Source organism: Serratia odorifera, from assembly GCF_041448735.1.
Classification (GTDB): domain Bacteria; phylum Pseudomonadota; class Gammaproteobacteria; order Enterobacterales; family Enterobacteriaceae; genus Serratia_F; species Serratia_F odorifera.
The window spans coordinates 1-21,548 of record NZ_JBGMUT010000020.1 but is presented as its reverse complement, the minus strand read 5'-3'; the positions used below and the strand labels follow the sequence as shown (position 1 = coordinate 21,548).

General features: G+C 55.4%; 18 protein-coding genes and 1 riboswitch. Of the genes, 7 read left to right on the top strand and 11 right to left on the bottom strand.

Annotation, left to right across the window (positions count from 1 at the left end; translation table 11 throughout):
• Positions 1-149: 149 nt before the first annotated feature.
• Positions 150-917: an NAD(+) diphosphatase gene (nudC, locus tag ACCC84_RS22945; RefSeq protein ID WP_004957774.1), complete on the bottom strand. Its 768-nt coding sequence runs from the start codon at positions 915-917 to the stop codon at positions 150-152.
• A gap of 99 nt (positions 918-1,016) precedes the next feature.
• Here nudC and ACCC84_RS22940 point away from each other — a divergent pair, with 99 nt between their 5' ends.
• The 7 genes from ACCC84_RS22940 (at position 1,017) to thiH (ending at position 7,345) form a co-directional block, all read left to right on the top strand.
• Positions 1,017-1,532: an Rsd/AlgQ family anti-sigma factor gene (locus ACCC84_RS22940; protein WP_004957770.1), complete on the top strand. Its 516-nt coding sequence runs from the start codon at positions 1,017-1,019 to the stop codon at positions 1,530-1,532.
• 107 nt (positions 1,533-1,639) lie between these two features.
• Positions 1,640-1,764, top strand: a riboswitch (TPP riboswitch).
• Between the two features lie 114 nt (positions 1,765-1,878).
• Positions 1,879-3,834, top strand: a complete 1,956-nt coding sequence (gene thiC, locus ACCC84_RS22935) for a phosphomethylpyrimidine synthase ThiC (protein ID WP_039991580.1) — start codon at positions 1,879-1,881, stop codon at positions 3,832-3,834.
• On the top strand, positions 3,827-4,465 hold the full coding sequence (gene thiE, locus ACCC84_RS22930; RefSeq protein ID WP_371902389.1) for a thiamine phosphate synthase: 639 nt from the start codon (positions 3,827-3,829) through the stop codon (positions 4,463-4,465). The genes thiC and thiE overlap by 8 nt, the downstream gene beginning before the upstream one ends.
• Before the next feature lie 4 nt (positions 4,466-4,469).
• Entirely contained in the window at positions 4,470-5,234 is a 765-nt protein-coding gene (locus tag ACCC84_RS22925; RefSeq protein WP_198774128.1) for a HesA/MoeB/ThiF family protein, read from the top strand.
• Entirely contained in the window at positions 5,231-5,431 is a 201-nt protein-coding gene (gene thiS, locus ACCC84_RS22920) for a sulfur carrier protein ThiS (protein ID WP_004957761.1), read from the top strand. Before ACCC84_RS22925 ends, thiS begins: the two co-directional genes overlap by 4 nt.
• Before the next feature lies 1 nt (position 5,432).
• A complete protein-coding gene (locus tag ACCC84_RS22915; protein WP_004957757.1) occupies positions 5,433-6,215 on the top strand; it encodes a thiazole synthase in 783 nt (260 codons plus the stop codon).
• Positions 6,212-7,345: a 2-iminoacetate synthase ThiH gene (thiH, locus tag ACCC84_RS22910; RefSeq protein WP_004957755.1), complete on the top strand. Its 1,134-nt coding sequence runs from the start codon at positions 6,212-6,214 to the stop codon at positions 7,343-7,345. Before ACCC84_RS22915 ends, thiH begins: the two co-directional genes overlap by 4 nt.
• 222 nt (positions 7,346-7,567) lie before the next feature.
• On the opposite strand, the gene shiA is transcribed toward thiH, so the two are convergent.
• The 10 genes from shiA to ACCC84_RS22860 all read right to left on the bottom strand — a co-directional run.
• Positions 7,568-8,923, bottom strand: coding sequence for a shikimate transporter (gene shiA, locus ACCC84_RS22905; RefSeq protein ID WP_233092477.1), 1,356 nt, complete (start codon positions 8,921-8,923; stop codon positions 7,568-7,570).
• A 110-nt stretch (positions 8,924-9,033) separates the two neighbouring features.
• Positions 9,034-13,260, bottom strand: a complete 4,227-nt coding sequence (gene rpoC, locus ACCC84_RS22900) for a DNA-directed RNA polymerase subunit beta' (protein ID WP_004957749.1) — start codon at positions 13,258-13,260, stop codon at positions 9,034-9,036.
• Positions 13,261-13,378: 118 nt separating this feature from the next.
• Positions 13,379-17,407 carry a DNA-directed RNA polymerase subunit beta gene (gene rpoB / locus ACCC84_RS22895; RefSeq protein ID WP_039992519.1) on the bottom strand — a complete coding sequence of 1,343 codons (4,029 nt, stop codon included), beginning with the start codon at positions 17,405-17,407 and terminating at the stop codon, positions 13,379-13,381.
• Positions 17,408-17,734: 327 nt separating this feature from the next.
• Positions 17,735-18,100 (bottom strand): 50S ribosomal protein L7/L12, encoded by a 366-nt coding sequence (rplL, locus tag ACCC84_RS22890; RefSeq protein WP_004957744.1) that lies wholly within the window; start codon positions 18,098-18,100, stop codon positions 17,735-17,737.
• 63 nt (positions 18,101-18,163) lie between these two features.
• Positions 18,164-18,661, bottom strand: a complete 498-nt coding sequence (gene rplJ / locus ACCC84_RS22885) for a 50S ribosomal protein L10 (protein WP_004957741.1) — start codon at positions 18,659-18,661, stop codon at positions 18,164-18,166.
• Positions 18,662-18,993: 332 nt separating this feature from the next.
• Positions 18,994-19,698, bottom strand: a complete 705-nt coding sequence (gene rplA / locus ACCC84_RS22880) for a 50S ribosomal protein L1 (RefSeq protein WP_004957738.1) — start codon at positions 19,696-19,698, stop codon at positions 18,994-18,996.
• A 3-nt stretch (positions 19,699-19,701) separates the two neighbouring features.
• The gene (gene rplK / locus ACCC84_RS22875; RefSeq protein WP_015376316.1) at positions 19,702-20,130 is read right to left on the bottom strand and encodes a 50S ribosomal protein L11; all 429 of its coding nucleotides are present in this window, start codon (positions 20,128-20,130) and stop codon (positions 19,702-19,704) included.
• A gap of 162 nt (positions 20,131-20,292) precedes the next feature.
• Positions 20,293-20,838: a transcription termination/antitermination protein NusG gene (nusG, locus tag ACCC84_RS22870; protein ID WP_004929914.1), complete on the bottom strand. Its 546-nt coding sequence runs from the start codon at positions 20,836-20,838 to the stop codon at positions 20,293-20,295.
• A gap of 1 nt (position 20,839) precedes the next feature.
• Complete coding sequence (gene secE / locus ACCC84_RS22865) at positions 20,840-21,223, bottom strand: preprotein translocase subunit SecE (RefSeq protein ID WP_004957730.1); 384 nt, start codon at positions 21,221-21,223, stop codon at positions 20,840-20,842.
• A 255-nt stretch (positions 21,224-21,478) separates the two neighbouring features.
• Positions 21,479-21,548 (bottom strand): EF-Tu C-terminal domain-related protein (locus tag ACCC84_RS22860; RefSeq protein ID WP_139806292.1); only part of this gene is annotated, 70 nt, incomplete at its 5' end.

Below are 21,548 nucleotides of genomic sequence, written 5' to 3'. Positions count from 1 at the left end.
TTATTCATCTGCCGCTATTGTATACCCAAAATAATTGAAGATGCATCACGACGGCCGATCCATGCCCGGTGAACCGCCTGGTCGCGGCGATGCGGCACAGTCCGTAGGGAGCCAGCGTGACGTGCCACTGGCATCATCGCGCGAGCGCATCATTGCGCGCGGCACAGGGCCACGGTGTCCTCGATTAAACGCCGCGCTACGGTGCCTGGCGGCGGCAACAGCGGCAGCCGATCGTAGCGATACCAACCGGCGTGCAACAGCTCCTTGGGATCGTGGCGCAGCTCGCCGCTGTCATAATCCGCCATAAACGCCATCATCAGGGAATGCGGAAATGGCCACGGCTGTGAGGTGACGTAACGCAGATTCTTGATGTGAATGTTGCTTTCCTCCATCACTTCACGCGCTGCCGCCTGCTCGAGGGTTTCGCCCACTTCAACAAATCCGGCCAACACGGTATGAATACCGCCACGGTGACGAACGTGTTGCGCCAGCAGGATTTCGTCATCACGACGGATGGCGACAATCACGCAGGGTGCGATTTGCGGATAATAGCGTTCGCGGCAGTTATCGCACAGGCAGGCGCTTTCGGTACGGCTCAGGTGCATTTGGTGGCCACAGTAACCGCAGAACTGATGCGAGCGGTAAAAATCGGCCAGTTGAACGCCACGCCCGGCTAGCTGGAACAACCCGCGATCGAGATCGAGCAGTTGCCGCACCGACCCCATCTCCTGCGGCATCGGCTGGCGCACCAGCCACACCGGCGCCCCCTCCCACTCGCCAATCTGTCGCCCCGAACGGCCGCGCAACCCGAGCGCGTCGGCAGTCCCAAACGGCAATTCACCGTTTGGTAACCAAAGTTTGCTTTCATGGCTGACTATCCACCAGCCATATTCGTTACCCGTTAATGCAAGTTCCATATCGTTGTTGCACAACCTCAGCTTCACTGGCACTCTAGAAATCGGTCTTGTTACATTTTCATAACTTACCGTTACTTTTTCTTACTTACGGAGTCAAAAATGCTCAACCACTTGGAAAGCCTGACTCAGCGCGTTGGTGGTAGTAATGAATTAGTTGATCAATGGCTTGAGGCGCGCAAGCAGTTACTCGTCGCCTACTGCACCCTCGTAGGGATCAAACCGAACAAAGAAAAGCATACGCCGCTGAATGAAAAAGCGTTGGAGAACTTTTGCCATAATCTGGTGGACTATCTCTCCGCAGGGCATTTTCATATCTATGACAGAATTATCAAACAAGTGGAAGGCGCAGGTAGCCCAAAAATGGCGCTGGCCACCCAGATCTATCCCAAATTATGGATCAACACCGAGCAGGTGATGGCGTTTCACGATCGCTATTCCGATATCGAGATCGACCAGGATCTGTGCCTGGAGTTTCATCAGGCGCTGTCAGACATCGGTGAAGTGCTGGCCGCTCGCTTTGCGCTGGAGGATCGTCTGATCCTGCTGGCGGCGGAGACCTGGCAGCAGGACAACCCCGACCCGGCCAGTAACAAAACGCTGTCCCATCCAGCCTGATTTTTCTTGCTGCCCTGGCGCGGCAGCACAATAACCGCTGGCCTCACGCACTCCATCCTGAAATATGCGCGTGAGGCTTGTAGTTTTTAAACGCCCTTCTATACTGGGGGCTCTTGTCGGAGTGCCTAGCGTCGCGCTTTTTTTAAAAGTCGGCCAGGCTGAGACCGTTAATTCGGGATCCGCGGAACCTGATCGGGTTAATACCCGCGAAGGGAACAAGAGTAATCAATCACCGCCGGCAGGCAGCCAATATTCAGCAATCGCCTGCCGATCGGCTAACATCGTTACTCCCTCCGAGCTCCAGACAAGCAATTTTCCCAACTCACCCGACTTGTAGGAATTTGCTATGTCTAATGTGAACAAAAACCGTCCTCGTAAAGAACAACGTGAAGAAGCGCAGCAGTTTATCGACAATCTGCAAGGCGTCGCCTTCCCCAATTCTCGCCGCATTTACCTCGAAGGCTCGCGACCGGATCTGCAGGTGCCAATGCGCGAAATCCAGCTCAGCCCGACGCTGATCGGCGGCAGCAAACAACAGCCGCAGTATGAACAGAATGAAGCCATCCCGGTGTATGACACCGCCGGCCCCTACGGCGATCCGCAAGCGCAGTTGGACGTACATCGTGGACTGAACAAACTGCGTGCCGGCTGGATTGACGAACGCCATGATACTGAAACGCTGAACGGCGTCAGCTCCGGTTTCACCCAGCAACGTCTGGCAGATGAAGGATTGGATCACCTGCGCTTTGAACATCTGCCGCAACCACGCAAGGCCCTGCCGGGCAAATGCGTCACCCAATTGCACTATGCGCGTGCCGGTATCGTCACGCCGGAAATGGAGTTTATCGCCATCCGCGAAAACATGGGGCGCGAGCGCATCCGCGGTGAAGTTTTGCGCCAGCAGCACCCAGGTCAAAGCTGGGGCGCCAACCTGCCGGAAAACATTACGCCGGAGTTCGTACGGCAAGAAGTGGCCGCCGGCCGTGCCATCATTCCGGCCAACATCAACCACCCGGAATCCGAGCCAATGATCATTGGCCGCAATTTCCTGGTCAAGGTGAATGCCAATATCGGCAACTCGGCGGTTACCTCCTCCATTGAAGAAGAAGTGGAAAAGCTGGTGTGGTCAACCCGCTGGGGCGCCGATACCGTGATGGATCTTTCCACCGGCCGCTACATCCACGAAACCCGCGAGTGGATCCTGCGCAACAGCCCGGTGCCGATCGGCACGGTACCGATTTACCAGGCGCTGGAAAAAGTGAACGGCGTCGCAGAAAACCTGACCTGGGAAATGTTCCGCGACACCCTGCTGGAGCAGGCCGAACAAGGGGTGGATTACTTCACCATTCACGCCGGCGTTTTACTGCGCTACGTGCCGATGACCGCCAAACGCCTGACCGGCATTGTGTCGCGCGGCGGCTCGATCATGGCCAAGTGGTGTCTGTCCCACCATCAGGAAAACTTCCTGTACCAGCACTTCCGTGAAATCTGCGAAATCTGCGCCGCCTACGACGTTTCCCTGTCACTGGGTGATGGCTTGCGCCCAGGGTCGATTCAGGATGCCAATGACGAAGCGCAGTTTGCTGAACTGCACACCCTGGGTGAGTTGACCAAAATTGCCTGGGAATACGATGTGCAAGTCATGATCGAAGGCCCGGGACACGTGCCGATGCAGATGATCCGCCGCAATATGACCGAAGAGCTCGAGCACTGCCACGAAGCGCCGTTTTATACCCTGGGGCCGTTGACCACCGATATCGCGCCGGGTTATGACCACTTCACCTCCGGTATCGGCGCGGCGATGATTGGCTGGTTCGGTTGCGCCATGCTGTGTTACGTCACGCCGAAAGAGCACCTGGGTCTGCCCAACAAGGAAGACGTTAAACAGGGCCTGATCACCTACAAGATTGCCGCACACGCCGCCGATCTGGCCAAAGGCCATCCGGGCGCGCAAATCCGCGATAACGCCATGTCGAAGGCGCGCTTTGAATTCCGTTGGGAAGATCAGTTCAACCTGGCGTTGGATCCGGCCACTGCCCGTGCCTACCACGACGAAACCCTGCCGCAGGAATCCGGCAAAATCGCCCATTTCTGCTCGATGTGCGGGCCGAAATTCTGCTCGATGAAAATTTCGCAGGAAGTACGCGACTACGCCGCCGCGCAAGATAAAGCCGCCGAACAGCAAGCTGGCAAACCGATTGAAGTGCTCTCCGGCATGGAGAAAATGTCCGCCGAATTTCGCTCGCGCGGCAGTGAGTTGTACCACAGCGCAAGCGCCTTGCAGGAGGACAACAATGGCTGATATCACCATGCCTTTTCCGGCGACGCCGCATCGCCTCGGGTTATACCCGGTGGTCGACAGCGTCGTCTGGATCGAACGACTGCTGGCGGCAGGCGTCACCACCATTCAGCTGAGAATCAAAGACTTACCTGAAGAGCAAGTTGAGGCTGATATCGCCACCGCCATCGCTCTGGGCAAGCGTTATCAGGCACGGGTGTTCATTAACGACTACTGGCGTCTGGCAATCAAACACCGGGCTTATGGCGTGCACCTGGGACAGGAAGATCTGGACGACAGCGATTTGGCGGCGATTCATCAGGCCGGACTACGCCTGGGAGTTTCAACCCACGATGATGCCGAACTGGCGCGCGCCAAGGCGGTCAAGCCGTCCTATATCGCGCTCGGGCACATTTTCCCGACCCAGACCAAAGATATGCCCTCCGCACCGCAGGGGCTGACCGAGCTAAAGCGCCACGTCGCCGGGCTGGCTGACTACCCGACGGTGGCTATCGGCGGGATTGGCATCGATCGCGTGCCGGCGGTATTGGCATGCGGCGTAGGCAGCATCGCCGTGGTCAGCGCCATCACCCAGGCTGCGGACTGGCGTGCCGCCACCGCCGAACTGCTACGGTTGATCGAAGGCAAGGAGTAACACCATGCTTAATTCTCCGTCTCTTAACGATCGGGAGTTCTTACGCTACAGCCGACAGCTGTTGCTGGAAGACATCGGCCCACAAGGCCAGGAAAGCATCAAGCGCGCCAGCGTGCTGATCGTCGGCCTGGGCGGGCTCGGCTCGCCCGCCGCATTGTATCTGGCTGCCGCCGGCGTCGGCACGCTGTTGCTGGCCGACGACGACAAGCTGCACCTGACCAACCTGCAGCGGCAGATCCTCTATCGCAGCGCCGATGTGCCGCAAGGCAAAGCGCGTTTGGCGCAGCGCCACCTGCAAGCGTTGAACCCGCTGGTTGAGTCGATCGCGCTGGAACAGCGTCTACACGGCGAAGAACTGGCCGCTGCCGTGCGCCGCGCCGATCTGGTGCTGGATTGCAGCGACAATATGACAACGCGTCACGCGGTGAATCAGGCCTGCGTCACCGCCGGCAAGCCGTTAATCAGCGGCAGTGCGGTTGGATTCAGTGGCCAGTTACTGGTTATCGAACCGCCCTATAGCCAGGGATGTTATGCCTGCCTATACCCCGAACATGCCGAGCCACAGCGTAACTGCCGTACCGCCGGCGTGCTTGGCCCGGTGGTAGGGGTAATCGGTACCTTGCAGGCGCTGGAAGCGATCAAGCTGCTGGCAGGCATGCCTTCCGCGCTCAGCGGCAAACTGCGGCTGTTCGACGGCAAGCAGCACAGCTGGAGCACCTTGCAACTCAGCAAGGCGCGTAGCTGCCCGATATGCGGAGGGCAGCAATGAAGATTCTGCTCAACGACAGTCCGCTGGAACTGGCGCAGCCCCTCAGCGTCAGCGCGTTGCTGGAACAGCTCGACCGCCACCAGCCGGGTACCGCACTGGCGATTAATCAAACCATTATCCCGCGTGCCGAATGGGACAGCCATTGGGTGCAAGACGGTGATGACATCCTGCTTTTTCAAGCGATTGCCGGAGGCTGATATGCTGCAAATCGCCGATACCCACTTTACCTCGCGTTTATTTACCGGCACCGGCAAATTCGCCACCCCGGCCTTGATGCTCGACGCGCTGCAGGCTTCCGGCTCGCAGTTGGTGACCATGGCTATGAAGCGCGTTGATCTGCACGGCGGTAACGATGCCATTCTGGCGCCGCTGCAACGGCTTGGCGTACGTCTGTTGCCCAACACTTCCGGCGCCAAAACCGCGGCGGAAGCGGTATTTGCCGCTCGCCTGGCGCGTGAGGCGCTGGGAACCCACTGGGTAAAACTCGAAATTCATCCGGATGTGAAATACCTGCTGCCAGATCCGATAGAAACGCTGAAGGCGGCGGAAACCCTGGTCAAAGAGGGGTTTGTCGTCCTGCCTTACTGCGGTGCCGATCCGGTGTTGTGCAAGCGGTTGGAAGAAGCCGGCTGCGCTGCGGTGATGCCGCTGGGGGCGCCGATTGGTTCCAACCGTGGACTGCGTACCCGCGATTTTCTGGAGATCATCATTGAACAAGCCAATGTGCCGGTGGTGGTGGACGCCGGCATTGGTGCGCCAAGCCATGCGCTGGAAGCCATTGAGCTGGGGGCGGATGCGGTATTGGTCAATACCGCCATCGCCGTGGCGCGCGATCCGCTGCAAATGGCGCACGCATTCCGTTTGGCGCTTGAAGCTGGCGAACTGGCGCGCCAGGCCGGTTTGGGCAGCCGCCAGCGCAGTGCAGTAGCCTCAAGCCCGCTGACGGCGTTTCTTAGCCAGAGTGAGGAGGCGCGACCATGACTCAGGATTTCAGTCAACGCTGGCAACAGCTGGATTGGGACGACATCACCCTGCGCATCAATAGTAAAACTGCACATGACGTCGAACGCGCGCTCAATGCTGAAAAACTGACGCGTGACGATTTTATGGCGCTGATTTCACCGGCCGCAGCCGGTTATCTGGAGCCGCTGGCACAGCGCGCCCAGCAGCTGACTCGTCAACGCTTCGGCAACGTGGTGAGTTTTTACGTACCGCTATATTTGTCCAACCTGTGCGCCAATGATTGTACTTATTGCGGCTTTTCGATGAGTAACCGCATTAAGCGAAAAACTCTGGATGCCGCTGAAATCGAGCAGGAGTGCACGGCAATCAAGGCGCTGGGATTCGAACACCTGCTGCTGGTCACCGGTGAGCATCAAACTCGGGTCGGCATGGCGTATTTCCGCCGCCACCTGCCGCACATTCGCTCCCGTTTCAGCTCGCTGATGATGGAGGTACAGCCGATGTCGCAGGAGGATTATGCCGAACTGAAAACGCTGGGCCTGGATGGCGTACTGGTTTATCAGGAAACCTACCACCCGGCGACCTATTTGCAGCACCATCTGCGCGGGCAGAAACAGGATTTCCATTGGCGGCTGGCAACGCCGGATCGGCTTGGCCGGGCCGGGATCGACAAGATCGGCCTCGGTGCGCTCATCGGTCTGTCCAACAGTTGGCGGACCGATTGCTACATGCTGGCGGAACACCTGTTTTACCTGCAACAGACGTACTGGCAGAGCCGTTATTCGATCTCCTTCCCGCGGCTGCGGCCCTGTGCCGGCGGCATCGAACCGGCATCGCTGATGAGCGAGGCGCAACTGGTGCAATTGATATGCGCATTCCGGCTGTTTGCTCCCGACGTTGAACTGTCGCTGTCGACGCGCGAATCACCCCACTTCCGCGATCATGTGATCCCGCTGGCAATCAATAGCGTCAGCGCCGGTTCGAAAACCCAGCCAGGGGGTTATGCCGATGACGTAGCACCGGAACTGGAGCAGTTTGAACCACATGACGGGCGTTCGCCCCAGCAGGTGGCGCAGGCGATCGGCGATGCCGGTTTACAACCGGTATGGAAGGATTGGGATAGTTTCCTGGGACGCGTCACGCAATAAGCCGCAACGTTTGCAGCGCGGCCAGCAAAGTAACTGGAAACGCCGCGCAACCTGTTCAAACCGTGCTGGCATCAAAAACCAGCGGCGTTATAGTGACGCCGTTGGCTATCATTCCCGAAGCCAACCGGGGTACCCCGCCCACGCCGGGCGCAACGCGCACCAGAGTCTATCTTCCGCTGACCGCAAATCAGCAGGCGCACATCGCTCGCGGAACGAGAACCGTTACTCTGCTACCTGCGGCTTCATTCTCATCCCGACAATGGCCGAAAGCAGACAGCCCATAGCCAAATAGGCCGCCACCAGGTGCCAGGAACCGCCCATAAACTGCACCAGCAACACGGCGATAAACGGTGTAAAACCGCCGCCGACCACGCTGGCGACCTGATAACCAACCCCTGCGCCGCTGTAACGGTAGGCGGTACCGAACAGTTCGGTAAACATCGGCTGTTGCACGCTGACCAGCATGTCATGGGCCATATTGCCGAGCATGATGGCGAAGAAAACGATCAACAGGGTATTGCGGCTCTCTAACGCCATGAAAAACGGTATCGCGCTGACGACACCGATTAACGCCCCGGTAACGTATATCCGCCGCCGGCCAAAGCGATCGGCCAGGTAAGCAAAACACGGGATCGATACGCAGCTGACCGCCCCCACCAGCAAGCCGATATTGAGAAAGATATCGCGTGACAGGCCAAGATGAGTGGTGGAGTAGTTCATGGCAAAAGCCGTCACGATATACATCGTCAACAATTCGCCAAAACGCAGGGCGATAATCAGCAAGAAGGCTTTGGGATTCTGGCGCAAGGCTTCAAAAATCGGGAAACGGCGTATTTTTTCCGCCCTGTCGTGCAAGGTTTTATTGGCCTCGAACTCCTGTGACTCATCCATGCCGTTGCGGATCCACCAGGCGATAGCGACCAGCACCAGGCTGAAGATAAACGGCAAGCGCCAACCCCAACTGATAAACGCCGCGTCCGAAGTGAACTGGCTTACCAGCGATACCGAGCCGGTAGCCAATAGTAACCCGACGCCAAAACCAATCTGCACACCGCTGCTATACAAAGCCTTTTTCTTTTTCGGTGCACTTTCTACCGCCAGCAAGGCCGCCCCGCCCCACTCTCCGCCGACGGCAAAACCCTGTATCGCGCGCAGCGTCACCAGTAGCACCGGCGCCCACCAGCCGATCGCGTCAAACGACGGCAGCAGGCCAATCAATGCCGTGGAAATCCCCATCATCCAGACGGTGATCATCAACATGCGTTTGCGGCCCAGCTTGTCACCGAAATGACCAAATACCATGCCGCCTAATGGACGAAACAGGAAACCGACGCCGAAGGTGCCAAACGCTGCCAGCGTACCCATCGTCGGGCTTATCTGAGGAAAGAATTCGGTGTTGAAAACCAGAGCGGCAACTATTCCGTACAGTAAAAAATCGTACCAGTCGACCACCGCGCCGACGAAGCTCCCCCAGGCCGCGCGACGTGCCCGCGCCGGCGAGTGGCTAATTAACTGGTTTTGTGTGGGTATATCGCGATCCGCTGGAGCAGCGACGCTGACCGTTGTTGAGGTGTCCATGCCTATCCCGTTATTTTAACTTTACAGCACTGTACAACAAAAAGCCCCGGCTAGGATAGCCAGGGCTTTGGTCATTTACTGCTTAATGTGCAGCCAGGGATAGCGATGACTTATTGGTCGTCGTTACCGCCCAGGTTGCCGGCATTCAGCAGTTCAGCCAGGTTGGCCGACGCTTCTTCCGCGCTCACCTGTGGTGCAACCGGGGTTTCACCCAGGGCACGACGACGCATACGGTCCTGATGATAAGCGTAACCGGTACCCGCCGGGATCAGGCGGCCAACGATGACGTTTTCTTTCAGGCCACGCAGTTCATCACGTTTACCGGCCACGGCCGCTTCGGTGAGAACGCGCGTCGTTTCCTGGAACGATGCGGCAGAGATGAACGACTCGGTCGCCAAGGAAGCCTTGGTGATACCCAGCAGGTCACGTGTAAAGGTCGCTTCGATTTTGCCTTCGGCAGCAAGCTGACGGTTGGCAATCTTGACGCGAGACACTTCAGCCTGTTCGCCTTCCAGGAACTCGGTGCCACCAGCGTTGACGATGGTGCCTTTACGCAACATCTGACGAACGATAACTTCAATGTGTTTATCGTTAATCTTAACGCCTTGCAGACGGTAAACTTCCTGCACTTCGTTGGTGATGTAGCGGGTAACCGCATGCACACCACGCAGACGCAGAATGTCGTGCGGTGACTCTGGACCATCGGATACCACGTCGCCGCGTTCCACACGTTCGCCTTCGAACACGTTGAGCTGACGCCATTTCGGAATCATCTCTTCGTAGGCATCGCTGCCATCCAGCGGCGTGATCACCAGGCGACGTTTGCCTTTGGTCTCTTTACCGAACGAGATAATCCCGCTGATTTCAGCCAGGATTGCCGGCTCTTTCGGACGACGTGCTTCGAACAGATCCGCAACGCGTGGCAGACCACCGGTAATATCCTTGGTACCGCCGGATTCCTGTGGAATACGCGCCAGGGTATCACCCGCACCGATCTGAATGCCGTCTTCCAGCTGTACAATTGCCTTGCCTGGCAGGAAGTACTGGGCAGCCATATCGGTGCCTGGGATCAGTACGTCGTCGCCTTTGGCGTCAACAATCTTCAGCGCCGGACGCAGATCTTTACCGCTACCGGTACGCTCTGCACTATCCAGTACCACCAGGGAAGACAAACCGGTCAGTTCGTCGGTCTGGCGAGTAATGGTCTGGCCGTCAACCATATCGGCGAAGCGAATGAAACCGCTCACTTCACTGATTACCGGCATGGTGTGCGGATCCCAGTTAGCAACGGTTTCGCCGCCATTAACTTCTGCACCGTCACCTTTGCCCATCACGGCACCGTAAGGCACCTTGTAGCTTTCCTTGGTACGACCGAATTCGTCGATCAGCTTCAGCTCGGTGTTACGCGAGGTGATCACCAGCTTGCCGGCCGCGTTCATCACGAACTTGGCATTGCTCAGCTTGATGCTACCCTTGTTTTTCACCTGAATGCTGGATTCGGCAGCCGCACGAGATGCCGCACCACCGATGTGGAACGTACGCATCGTCAGCTGGGTACCCGGCTCACCGATGGACTGTGCCGCGATAACGCCGATGGCTTCACCTTTGTTGATGATGTGGCCACGTGCCAGGTCACGACCATAGCAGTTGGCGCACACGCCGAAGTCGGTTTCACAGCTCACCACGGAACGGACTTTAACGCTGTCGACAGAGTTCTCTTCCAACAGGTCACAGGTCTTCTCGTTCAGCAGGGTGTTACGCGGCACCAGGATGTCTGCCGTACCCGGCTTGAGCACATCTTCTGCCGTTACACGACCCAGAACGCGTTCACGCAGCGGCTCTTTCACATCGCCACCTTCGATAACCGGAGTCATCAGGATGCCGTTGTGAGTGCCACAGTCGTCTTCGGTGACAACCAGATCCTGCGCGACGTCTACCAGACGACGGGTCAGATAACCGGAGTTTGCCGTTTTCAGTGCGGTATCCGCCAAGCCTTTACGCGCACCGTGCGTGGAGATGAAGTACTGGAGTACGTTCAGACCTTCACGGAAGTTCGCGGTGATTGGCGTTTCAATGATCGAGCCGTCCGGTTTCGCCATCAGGCCACGCATACCGGCCAACTGACGAATCTGAGCGGCGGAACCACGTGCACCGGAGTCGGCCATCATAAAGATGCTGTTGAAGGAAACCTGCTGTTCCACTTCACCGTCACGGTTAACCACGTCTTCTACCGACAGGTTTTCCATCATCGCCTTGGCAACGCGTTCGTTAGCCGCAGCCCAGATATCGATCACCTTGTTGTAGCGTTCGCCCGCGGTTACCAGACCAGACTGGAACTGCTCCTGGATTTCGGCAACTTCGGTTTCCGCTTCTTCGATGATCTCGGCTTTTTTCGCCGGGATAACCATGTCATCGATACCAACGGATGCGCCGGAACGGGCAGCGTAGGCAAAACCGGTGTACATGATCTGGTCAGCAAAGATAACGGTCGGCTTCAGACCCATGATGCGGTAACAGGTGTTCAGCATCTTGGAGATCGCTTTCTTACCCAAAGGCTGGTTAACGATCGAATACGGCAGACCTTTTGGTACGATCATCCACAGGATGGCTCGACCAATGGTGGTGTCGATGATCGAAGTCTGGTGTACAGACTCGCCTTCGGTGTTCTTGATCTCTTCGGTGATACGCACTTTGACGCGCGCATGCAGAGAGGCCAGGCCAGCGCGGTAAATACGCTCGGCTTCTTTCGGGCCGCTCAGCACCATGCCTTCGCCCTTGGCGTTAACACAGTCGCGAGTCATGTAGTACAGACCCAATACAACGTCCTGAGAAGGAACGATGATTGGCTCGCCGTTCGCTGGAGACAGGATGTTGTTGGTCGACATCATCAACGCACGCGCTTCCAACTGGGCTTCCAGCGTCAGCGGTACGTGAACGGCCATCTGGTCACCATCGAAGTCGGCGTTGTATGCCGCACAAACCAGCGGGTGCAGCTGGATGGCCTTGCCTTCGATCAGTACCGGCTCGAATGCCTGGATACCCAAACGGTGCAGCGTTGGTGCACGGTTCAGCAGTACCGGGTGTTCGCGGATGACTTCGTCCAGGATATCCCAAACGACGGCTTCTTCGCGCTCAACCATTTTCTTGGCGGCTTTGATGGTGGTGGCCAGGCCACGCAGTTCCAACTTGCCGTAGATGAACGGTTTGAACAGCTCCAACGCCATTTTCTTCGGCAGGCCACACTGGTGCAGACGCAGGTATGGACCGACGGTGATAACCGAACGACCGGAGTAGTCGACGCGCTTACCCAACAGGTTCTGACGGAAACGCCCCTGCTTACCTTTGATCATGTCGGCCAAAGATTTCAGAGGACGCTTGTTGGAACCGGTGATCGCACGACCGCGACGGCCGTTATCCAGCAGGGCGTCTACCGCTTCTTGCAGCATACGCTTTTCGTTGCGCACGATGATGTCAGGCGCAGCCAGATCCAGCAGGCGTTTCAAACGGTTGTTACGGTTGATGACGCGGCGATACAGATCGTTCAGATCCGAGGTCGCGAAACGGCCACCATCCAACGGAACCAGTGGACGCAGATCCGGCGGCAGTACCGGCAGCACGGTCAGGATCATCCACTCTGGCTTGTTACCAGACTGAACGAACGCTTCCAGCAGCTTGATACGCTTGGTCAGCTTCTTGCGTTTGGTTTCGGAGTTGGTTTCGTTCAGCTCTTCACGCAGCAGTTCGCATTCGGCTTCCAGATCCATGTTTTTCAACAGGGCCTGGATGGCTTCGGCACCCATTTTAGCGTCGAACTCGTCACCAAACTCTTCCAGCGCGTCCAGATACTGCTCTTCAGTCAGGATCTGACGGCGCTCGAGGTTGGTCATACCGCCTTCAATCACCACATAGGATTCGAAGTACAGTACGCGTTCGATGTCACGCAGTGGCATATCCAGCAGCAAACCGATGCGCGATGGCAGTGATTTCAGGAACCAGATGTGCGCAGTCGGGGAAGCCAGTTCGATGTGGCCCATGCGCTCACGACGCACTTTGGTCTGGGTCACTTCAACGCCGCACTTCTCGCAGATCACGCCACGGTGCTTCAAGCGCTTGTACTTGCCGCACAGGCACTCGTAGTCTTTTACCGGCCCAAAGATACGGGCGCAGAAAAGGCCGTCACGTTCTGGTTTGAACGTACGGTAGTTAATGGTTTCCGGCTTCTTAACTTCACCGAACGACCACGAACGGATCATGTCTGGCGATGCCAGAGCAATCTTGATCGCATCAAACTCTTCGGTCTTAGTTTGCGCTTTCAGAAACTTCAATAAGTCTTTCACGGATTGGCTCCTGTCGGAGTTAAACCTGTTGGGTACCCACAACCGTCGTGGGTACCCGTGTGACCTGAACAACCACCCTCTGGCTCCCTAAGGCCGGGAGCCAGAGCCGGAACGACGATTACTCGTCTTCCAGTTCGATGTTGATACCGAGCGAGCGGATTTCTTTCAACAGTACGTTGAAGGACTCCGGCATGCCTGGTTCCATGCGGTGATCGCCATCCACGATGTTTTTGTACATCTTGGTACGCCCGTTAACGTCATCCGACTTAACGGTAAGCATTTCCTGCAGGGTGTAAGCCGCGCCATATGCTTCCAGCGCCCACACTTCCATCTCACCGAAGCGTTGACCACCGAACTGCGCTTTACCACCCAGCGGCTGCTGAGTAACCAAGCTGTAAGAGCCGGTTGAACGGGCGTGCATTTTATCGTCAACCAAGTGGTTCAGTTTCAGCATGTACATATAGCCAACGGTAACCTGGCGCTCGAACTGCTCACCGGTACGGCCATCGAACAGCGTAATCTGACCAGAAGTCGGGATACCACCCATTTCCAGCAGTTGCTTGATTTCAGTTTCTTTCGCACCATCGAACACTGGCGTTGCGATTGGCATACCTTTTTTCAGGTTCTCGGCCAGACGCAATACTTCGTCATCGCTGAAGGTGTTCAGGTCAACTTTCTGGCAAACGTCATCACCCAGATCGTACGCTTTCTGGATGAACTCACGCAGTTTGGCCACTTCCTGCTGCTGCTTGAGCATCTGGTTGATTTTCTCACCGATGCCTTTGGCAGCCATACCCAGGTGGGTTTCCAGGATCTGACCGATGTTCATACGTGATGGTACGCCCAGCGGGTTCAGTACGATGTCAACCGGCGTGCCGTTTTCATCGTAAGGCATATCTTCGATCGGGTTGATCTTGGAGATAACACCCTTGTTACCGTGGCGACCTGCCATCTTGTCACCCGGTTGGATCTGACGTTTGACCGCCAGATACACCTTGACGATTTTCAGCACGCCAGGTGCCAGATCGTCGCCTTGAGTGATCTTGCGACGCTTGGCTTCCAGCTTCTTCTCGAAGTCGGATTTCAGTTCGTCGTACTGCTCTGCCAGCTGTTCCAGCTGGTTTTGCTTGTCTTCGTCGGTCAGGCCCAGTTCCAGCCAGCGATCGCGTGGCAGCTTGGCAAGCTTCTCAGCTTCAACGCCGCCGGCAACCAGCACCGCATGGATACGTGCAAACAGACCGGCTTCCAGGATTTGCAGTTCTTCAGTCAGGTCTTTCTTCGCCTGCTTCAGCTGCATCTCTTCGATTTCCAACGCACGCTTGTCTTTTTCCACGCCATCGCGGGTGAAGACCTGCACGTCGATAACCGTACCGGAAACGCCGTTTGGTACACGCAGAGAAGAGTCTTTAACGTCAGACGCTTTCTCACCGAAGATCGCGCGCAGCAGTTTCTCTTCTGGCGTCAGCTGGGTTTCACCCTTCGGCGTTACCTTACCAACCAGAATGTCACCACCGGTCACTTCAGCACCGATATACACGATACCGGACTCATCCAGTTTGGAGAGCGCTGCTTCACCTACGTTAGGGATGTCGGCAGTGATCTCTTCCGGCCCCAGCTTGGTATCGCGAGACACGCACGCCAGTTCCTGAATATGGATGGTAGTGAAGCGATCTTCCTGTACCACGCGCTCGGAGACCAAGATGGAGTCTTCGAAGTTGTAGCCGTTCCACGGCATGAACGCGACGCGCATGTTCTGACCCAGTGCCAGTTCACCCAGATCGGTGGACGGGCCATCTGCCAGCACGTCGCCGCGCTCGATTGGCTCACCCAGGTTGACACACGGCATCTGGTTGATGCAGGTGTTCTGGTTGGAACGGGTGTACTTGGTCAGGTTATAAATATCGATACCTGCTTCGCCCGGGTACATCTCGTCTTCGTTAACCTTGATAACGATACGGGAAGCGTCCACGTACTGGATCACACCGCCACGCTTGGCTACGGCGGTAACGCCGGAGTCAACGGCGACGGCACGTTCCATACCGGTACCAACCAGCGGCTTGTCAGCACGCAGGGTAGGAACCGCCTGACGTTGCATGTTCGCACCCATCAATGCACGGTTGGCGTCATCGTGTTCCAGGAACGGAATCAGTGAAGCACCAACGGAGACAACCTGCTGGGTCGATACGTCCATATAGTCAACCTGGTCGCGGCTGAACAGGCTTGATTCGCCCTTGCTACGACAGGTGACCAGGTCTTCCACGAAGCGGCCTTCTTCATCCAGGTTGGAGTTCGCCTGGGCGATAACGAAGTTGCCTTCTTCAATGGCAGACAGGTAGTTGATTTCATCGGTAACCACGCCGTCACGCACGCGGCGGTACGGGGTTTCCAGGAAGCCATACTCGTTGGTCTGTGCGTACACGGACAAGGAGTTGATCAGACCGATGTTCGGACCTTCCGGCGTTTCGATTGGACATACGCGACCGTAGTGAGTCGGGTGTACGTCTCGCACTTCGAAGCCGGCACGTTCACGGGTCAGACCGCCTGGGCCCAATGCGGAGATACGACGCTTGTGCGTGATCTCTGACAACGGGTTGTTCTGGTCCATAAACTGAGACAGCTGGCTGGAGCCGAAGAACTCTTTCACCGCCGCCGAAATCGGCTTGGCGTTGATCATGTCCTGAGGCATCAGGGTATCCAGATCGCCCAGTGACAGACGCTCTTTAACCGCACGCTCAACACGAACCAGACCTACGCGGAACTGGTTCTCTGCCATTTCGCCAACGGAACGGATACGACGGTTGCCGAGGTGGTCGATATCATCCACTTCGCCTTTGCCGTTACGGATATCGATGAGCTTCTTCATCACTTCAATGATGTCGTCTTTGCTCAGGATACCCGAACCTTCGATCTCGTCGCGCAGCAGGGAACGGTTGAACTTCATACGGCCAACCGCAGACAGATCGTAGCGGTCTTCCGAGAAGAACAGGTTCTCGAACAGGCTTTCAGCGGCTTCGCGCGTTGGCGGCTCACCAGGACGCATCATGCGGTAGATTTCTACCAGCGCGCTCAGACGATCGTTAGTCGGGTCGACGCGTACGGTTTCAGAAATGTACGCACCGTGGTCCAGATCGTTGGTGAACAGCGTTTCAATACGCTTGTGGCCTGACTGGCTCAGTTTGGCCAACAGATCCAGCGACAGCTCCATGTTGGCGCTACAGATCAGTTCGCCGGTATTGGTATCGATGTAGTCCTTCGCGACAACCTTGCCCGCGATGTACTCAACCGGTACTTCAATGCTCTGGATTTCGTCTTTTTCAAGCTGACGGATATGACGAGCGGTGATGCGACGGCCTTTCTCTACGTAGATCTTGCCGTTGGCTTCGATATCAAACGAAGCGGTCTCACCACGCAGACGCTCTGGAACCAGCTCCATCTGCAGCTTGTTATCACGAATCTCGAACGTAATCTTTTCAAAGAACAGATCCAGGATCTGCTCGGTGGTGTAGTTCAGCGCGCGCAGAATGATGGTCGCAGGCAGTTTGCGGCGACGGTCAATACGCACGAACAGGTTGTCTTTCGGGTCAAACTCGAAATCCAGCCAGGAACCACGGTAAGGGATAATACGTGCGTTATACAGCACCTTGCCCGATGAGTGGGTTTTACCCTTATCGCTGTCGAAGAACACGCCAGGGCTGCGGTGCAGCTGAGATACGATAACCCTCTCAGTACCGTTGATCACAAAGGTACCGTTGTCGGTCATGAGCGGAATTTCGCCCATATAGACTTCTTGTTCCTTGATGTCTTTAACCGTACCTTCCGGTGCTTCTCGCTCGTAGATTACCAGGCGCAGTTTGACGCGCAGCGGTGCAGAGAACGTCACACCACGAATCTGGCACTCTTTGACGTCGAACACCGGCTCACCAAGACGGTAGCTAACGTATTGCAGCTCCGAATTGCCACTGTAGCTCTGGATTGGGAATACAGAACGGAATGCGGCTTCAAGGCCGTACTGCCCTTCTGGGTCTTGCTCGATAAACTTCTGGAACGAGTCAAGCTGGATAGAAAGGAGATATGGTATGTCCAGAACTTGTGGACGTTTACCAAAATCCTTACGAATGCGTTTTTTCTCGGTATAGGAGTAAACCATAGGGTTCCTCAGCTCGCTGATCAGTGACCCACTCTGTCCGTCCGAATAGGACAGTTCATGCAACACCATTTTGTCGACCGGAAAGCGGGAACACTTTCCGCAATACCTGTTTCTATCACTCTTAAATCATTTCATTGTGCTGTGCGGCAGATTCGGCTGCGGCAGGAAGGACAGTATATTAAGTCGTCGATAGAAAAAAATATTGGGGTTAGCCAGTAGCCAAACAGTGTGAAACTCTACTGACGCCCTACAGCGCAAAAAGGCTGGTGACCAAAAAGTCACCAGCCATCAGTCTGTTAAGCCAGACTGTACTCTGAGAAGTTAAACTTATTTAACTTCAACAGAAGCACCAGCTTCTTCCAGAGATTTTTTCAGAGCTTCAGCGTCGTCTTTGCTGATGCCTTCTTTCAGTACTGCTGGAGCAGATTCTACCAGGTCTTTAGCTTCTTTCAGGCCCAGACCGGTTGCGCCACGTACTGCTTTGATAACAGCAACTTTGTTGCCACCAACAGCAGACAGTACAACGTCGAACTCAGTTTTTTCTTCAGCAGCTTCAGCTGGACCTGCAGCAACAGCTACAGCGGCAGCAGCAGAAACGCCGAATTTTTCTTCCATAGCGGAAACCAGCTCAACAACGTCCATTACGGACATAGCTGCTACTGCTTCCAGGATTTGGTCTTTAGTGATAGACATAACAATTGTTCCTAAAATTCAGAAATAGTGTAAATACGTTAGCAAAGGCTAAGAAAGAGCGGCTTATGCAGCTTCTTTCTGATCGCGCACAGCAGCCAGAGTACGAACCAATTTGCCGGCAGCGGCTTCTTTCATGGTTGCCATCAGGCGTGCGATTGCTTCATCGTAAGTAGGCAGAGTTGCCAAGCGGTCGATTTGTGCCGCAGGGATCAGCTCACCTTCAAAGGCCGCAGCTTTAACCTCGAACTTTGCATTCGCTTTCGCGAACTCTTTGAACAGACGAGCAGCAGCGCCCGGGTGTTCGTTAGAGAATGCAATCAAGGTAGGACCGACAAACGTGTCTTTCAGGCATTCGAATGGAGTGCCTTCAACTACGCGACGCATCAGGGTGTTACGAACAACACGCATGTAAACGCCAGCTTCACGACCTGCTTTACGCAGTTCAGTCATTTTATCTACGGTAACGCCGCGGGAATCCGCAACAACCGCAGACAGCGCGCCTTTGGCTACTTCGTTGACTTCAGCAACAATCGCTTGTTTGTCTTGAAGATTTAATGCCATTAGCTTTTTGCTCCTGGATTAGCCGGGGGAATACCCCGGAACTCACTTCACTCGGCACCTTGCAAAAGCGCCATGCCGAGCGGCTTAACACGGTGAGCAGAATCCAGCAAAGACATTCATTAAAAAATTTCTTTAGGCTCTGTCACCGTCTACGCAGGAAGATTAAGTATCTTTCGATACACCTGCGGTCTTGGACGGAGGCCTGGATTAGGCCAGGCTCCAACCGAAAATTCTGTTGTCCCGCTATTGACGATTCGCCTATAGCAAAACCTTGGGGCATAAGATTCTAGGTGAAAATTTGCCCCAAGTCAAAGCGATTAATCGTTAAACGATTAGTTCGCTGCGGCAGACAAACCGCTTTGATCGATAGCAACGCCAGCACCCATGGTGGTGGAGAGGCTAACTTTCTTGATGTACATACCTTTAGCCTGAGATGGTTTTGCTTTTTTCAGCGCAACCAGCAGAGCTTCCAGGTTTTCTTTCAGTTTGTCTGACTCGAAATCAACCTTACCGATAGTGGTATGGATGATGCCGTTTTTGTCGTTACGGTAACGAACCTGGCCTGCTTTAGCGTTTTTCACTGCTTCAGCAACGTTCGGAGTAACGGTACCCACTTTCGGGTTTGGCATCAGACCACGTGGGCCCAGAACCTGGCCCAGTTGGCCAACAACGCGCATTGCATCCGGAGAAGCAATAACCACGTCGAAGTTCATTTCGCCTTTCTTGATCTGGTCTGCCAGATCTTCCATACCTACCAGCTCTGCGCCAGCTGCTTTAGCAGCTTCAGCGTTAGGGCCCTGGGCAAATACGGCAACGCGAACTGAACGACCGGTACCGTGTGGCAGAACGGTAGCACCACGAACGTTTTGGTCAGATTTACGCGCGTCGATGCCGAGGTTCACGGCAACGTCAACGCTTTCTACGAATTTAGCGGTGGCCAGCTCTTTCAGCAGAGCAACAGCTTCGGTGATGTCATACTGTTTAGTAGCATCAACTTTGTCACGGATCACGCGCATGCGCTTGGTCAGCTTAGCCATCTCTTAATCCTCCACTACCAGGCCCATGGAACGAGCAGTACCTTCGATGGAGCGAGTCATCGCTTCAACGTCAGAACCAGTCATGTCCGCAGCTTTGGTTTCTGCGATTTCACGTACCTGCGCACGAGTCACTTTACCAACTTTGTCTTTGTTCGGCTTGCCGGAACCAGACTTGATACCAGCCGCTTTCTTCAGCAGTACTGCTGCTGGCGGGGTTTTGGTAACGAAAGTGAAGGAGCGATCAGAATAAACGGTAATAACAACCGGGATCGGCAGGCCTTTTTCAACGCTGTCAGTCTTAGCATTGAACGCCTTACAGAATTCCATGATGTTAACACCTTGCTGACCCAGAGCTGGACCGACTGGCGGGCTCGGGTTAGCCATACCAGCTGCAACTTGCAGCTTAACGTAGGCTTGTACTTTCTTGGCCATGTAAATTTCCTCGTTTGGGTAGTATCGCCTCGCAAGAGGCTCCCCGTGTTTCACCCCGCTCATCATGCTGAGCAAGGCATCTAAAAACAAAAGGCGCGAAATTGTAGTTCAATTTCACGCCTCTTACAAGCATCAATTCGGCCTGTATTGCTGATTATTCAATCAGCCTTTTTCAACCTGGCTGAAGTCCAGTTCCACCGGCGTAGCACGGCCGAAAATGGAAACTGAAACTTTCAGGCGGCTCTTCTCGTAGTCAACTTCTTCAACCACGCCATTGAAGTCGGCGAATGGACCGTCGTTGACACGCACCAGTTCGCCTGGTTCGAACAGCGTTTTCGGCCGTGGCTTGTCACCCACCTGCTGCAGACGATTCATGATGGCGTCGACTTCTTTGTCGCTGATAGGCGCCGGGCGATCGGAAGTGCCGCCGATGAAGCCCATCACGCGTGGCACGCTGCGCACCAGGTGCCAGCTGGCATCGTTCATCACCATCTGCACCAGCACATAGCCGGGGAAGAACTTGCGCTCGCTCTTGCGACGCTGACCGCCACGGATTTCAACCACTTCTTCCGTAGGCACCATAACTTCGCCGAACAGCTCTTCCATATCATGCAGTTTGATGTGCTCGCGCAGCGATTGTGCAACGCGACCTTCAAAACCGGAAAACGCCTGAACGACGTACCAACGTTTTTTTGGAGCTTCAGACATTTTAGAACCTCAGGCCAGTAATAAACGATACCAAACGGACCAGAATGCCATCCAGCCCCCACAGAATCAGTGACATCACGGCAGTTACCGCGGCGACGATCAACGTGGTATGTAGCGTTTCCTGGCGGGTTGGCCAAATCACTTTACGGACTTCGGTACGCGCTTCACGCGCAAACGCTACGGTAGCTTTGCCTTTGGTGGTCATCAGGGCAATGGCGCCCGCAACAGCAATAACCACTACAACAGCCAGCGCGCGCAATGGCAGGCTGAAATCACGGTAGTAATAATTACCGACAATAGCCACAACCAACAGAACGGCGACAATCAGCCACTTAACCGCTTCCAGGCCGCGCCCGCTCCCTTGAGCCTCGGTATTCGCACTCATAAACCAACCTGTCACTTATGATTCAGAACAAACAACTTTGCCTCGCAAAGCGAGGCAAACCAAACCGATCAGATGCTGCTAAACAGCACTCGGTGTTTACGCTATGACGTATTTCAGTCAATACGGTTTAAGAGCCCATCTCACCAATGATTATGACTGCAAAATCGCTGATGAGATAGGTTCTAGTTCACAGCGTAGAAAAAGGGCATCAAATGATGCCCTTTTACCGCGTGTCGCGTCAAATGTTATCAGCGATTAAGCGATAACTTTAGCAACAACACCCGCGCCTACGGTACGGCCGCCTTCACGGATTGCGAAACGCAGA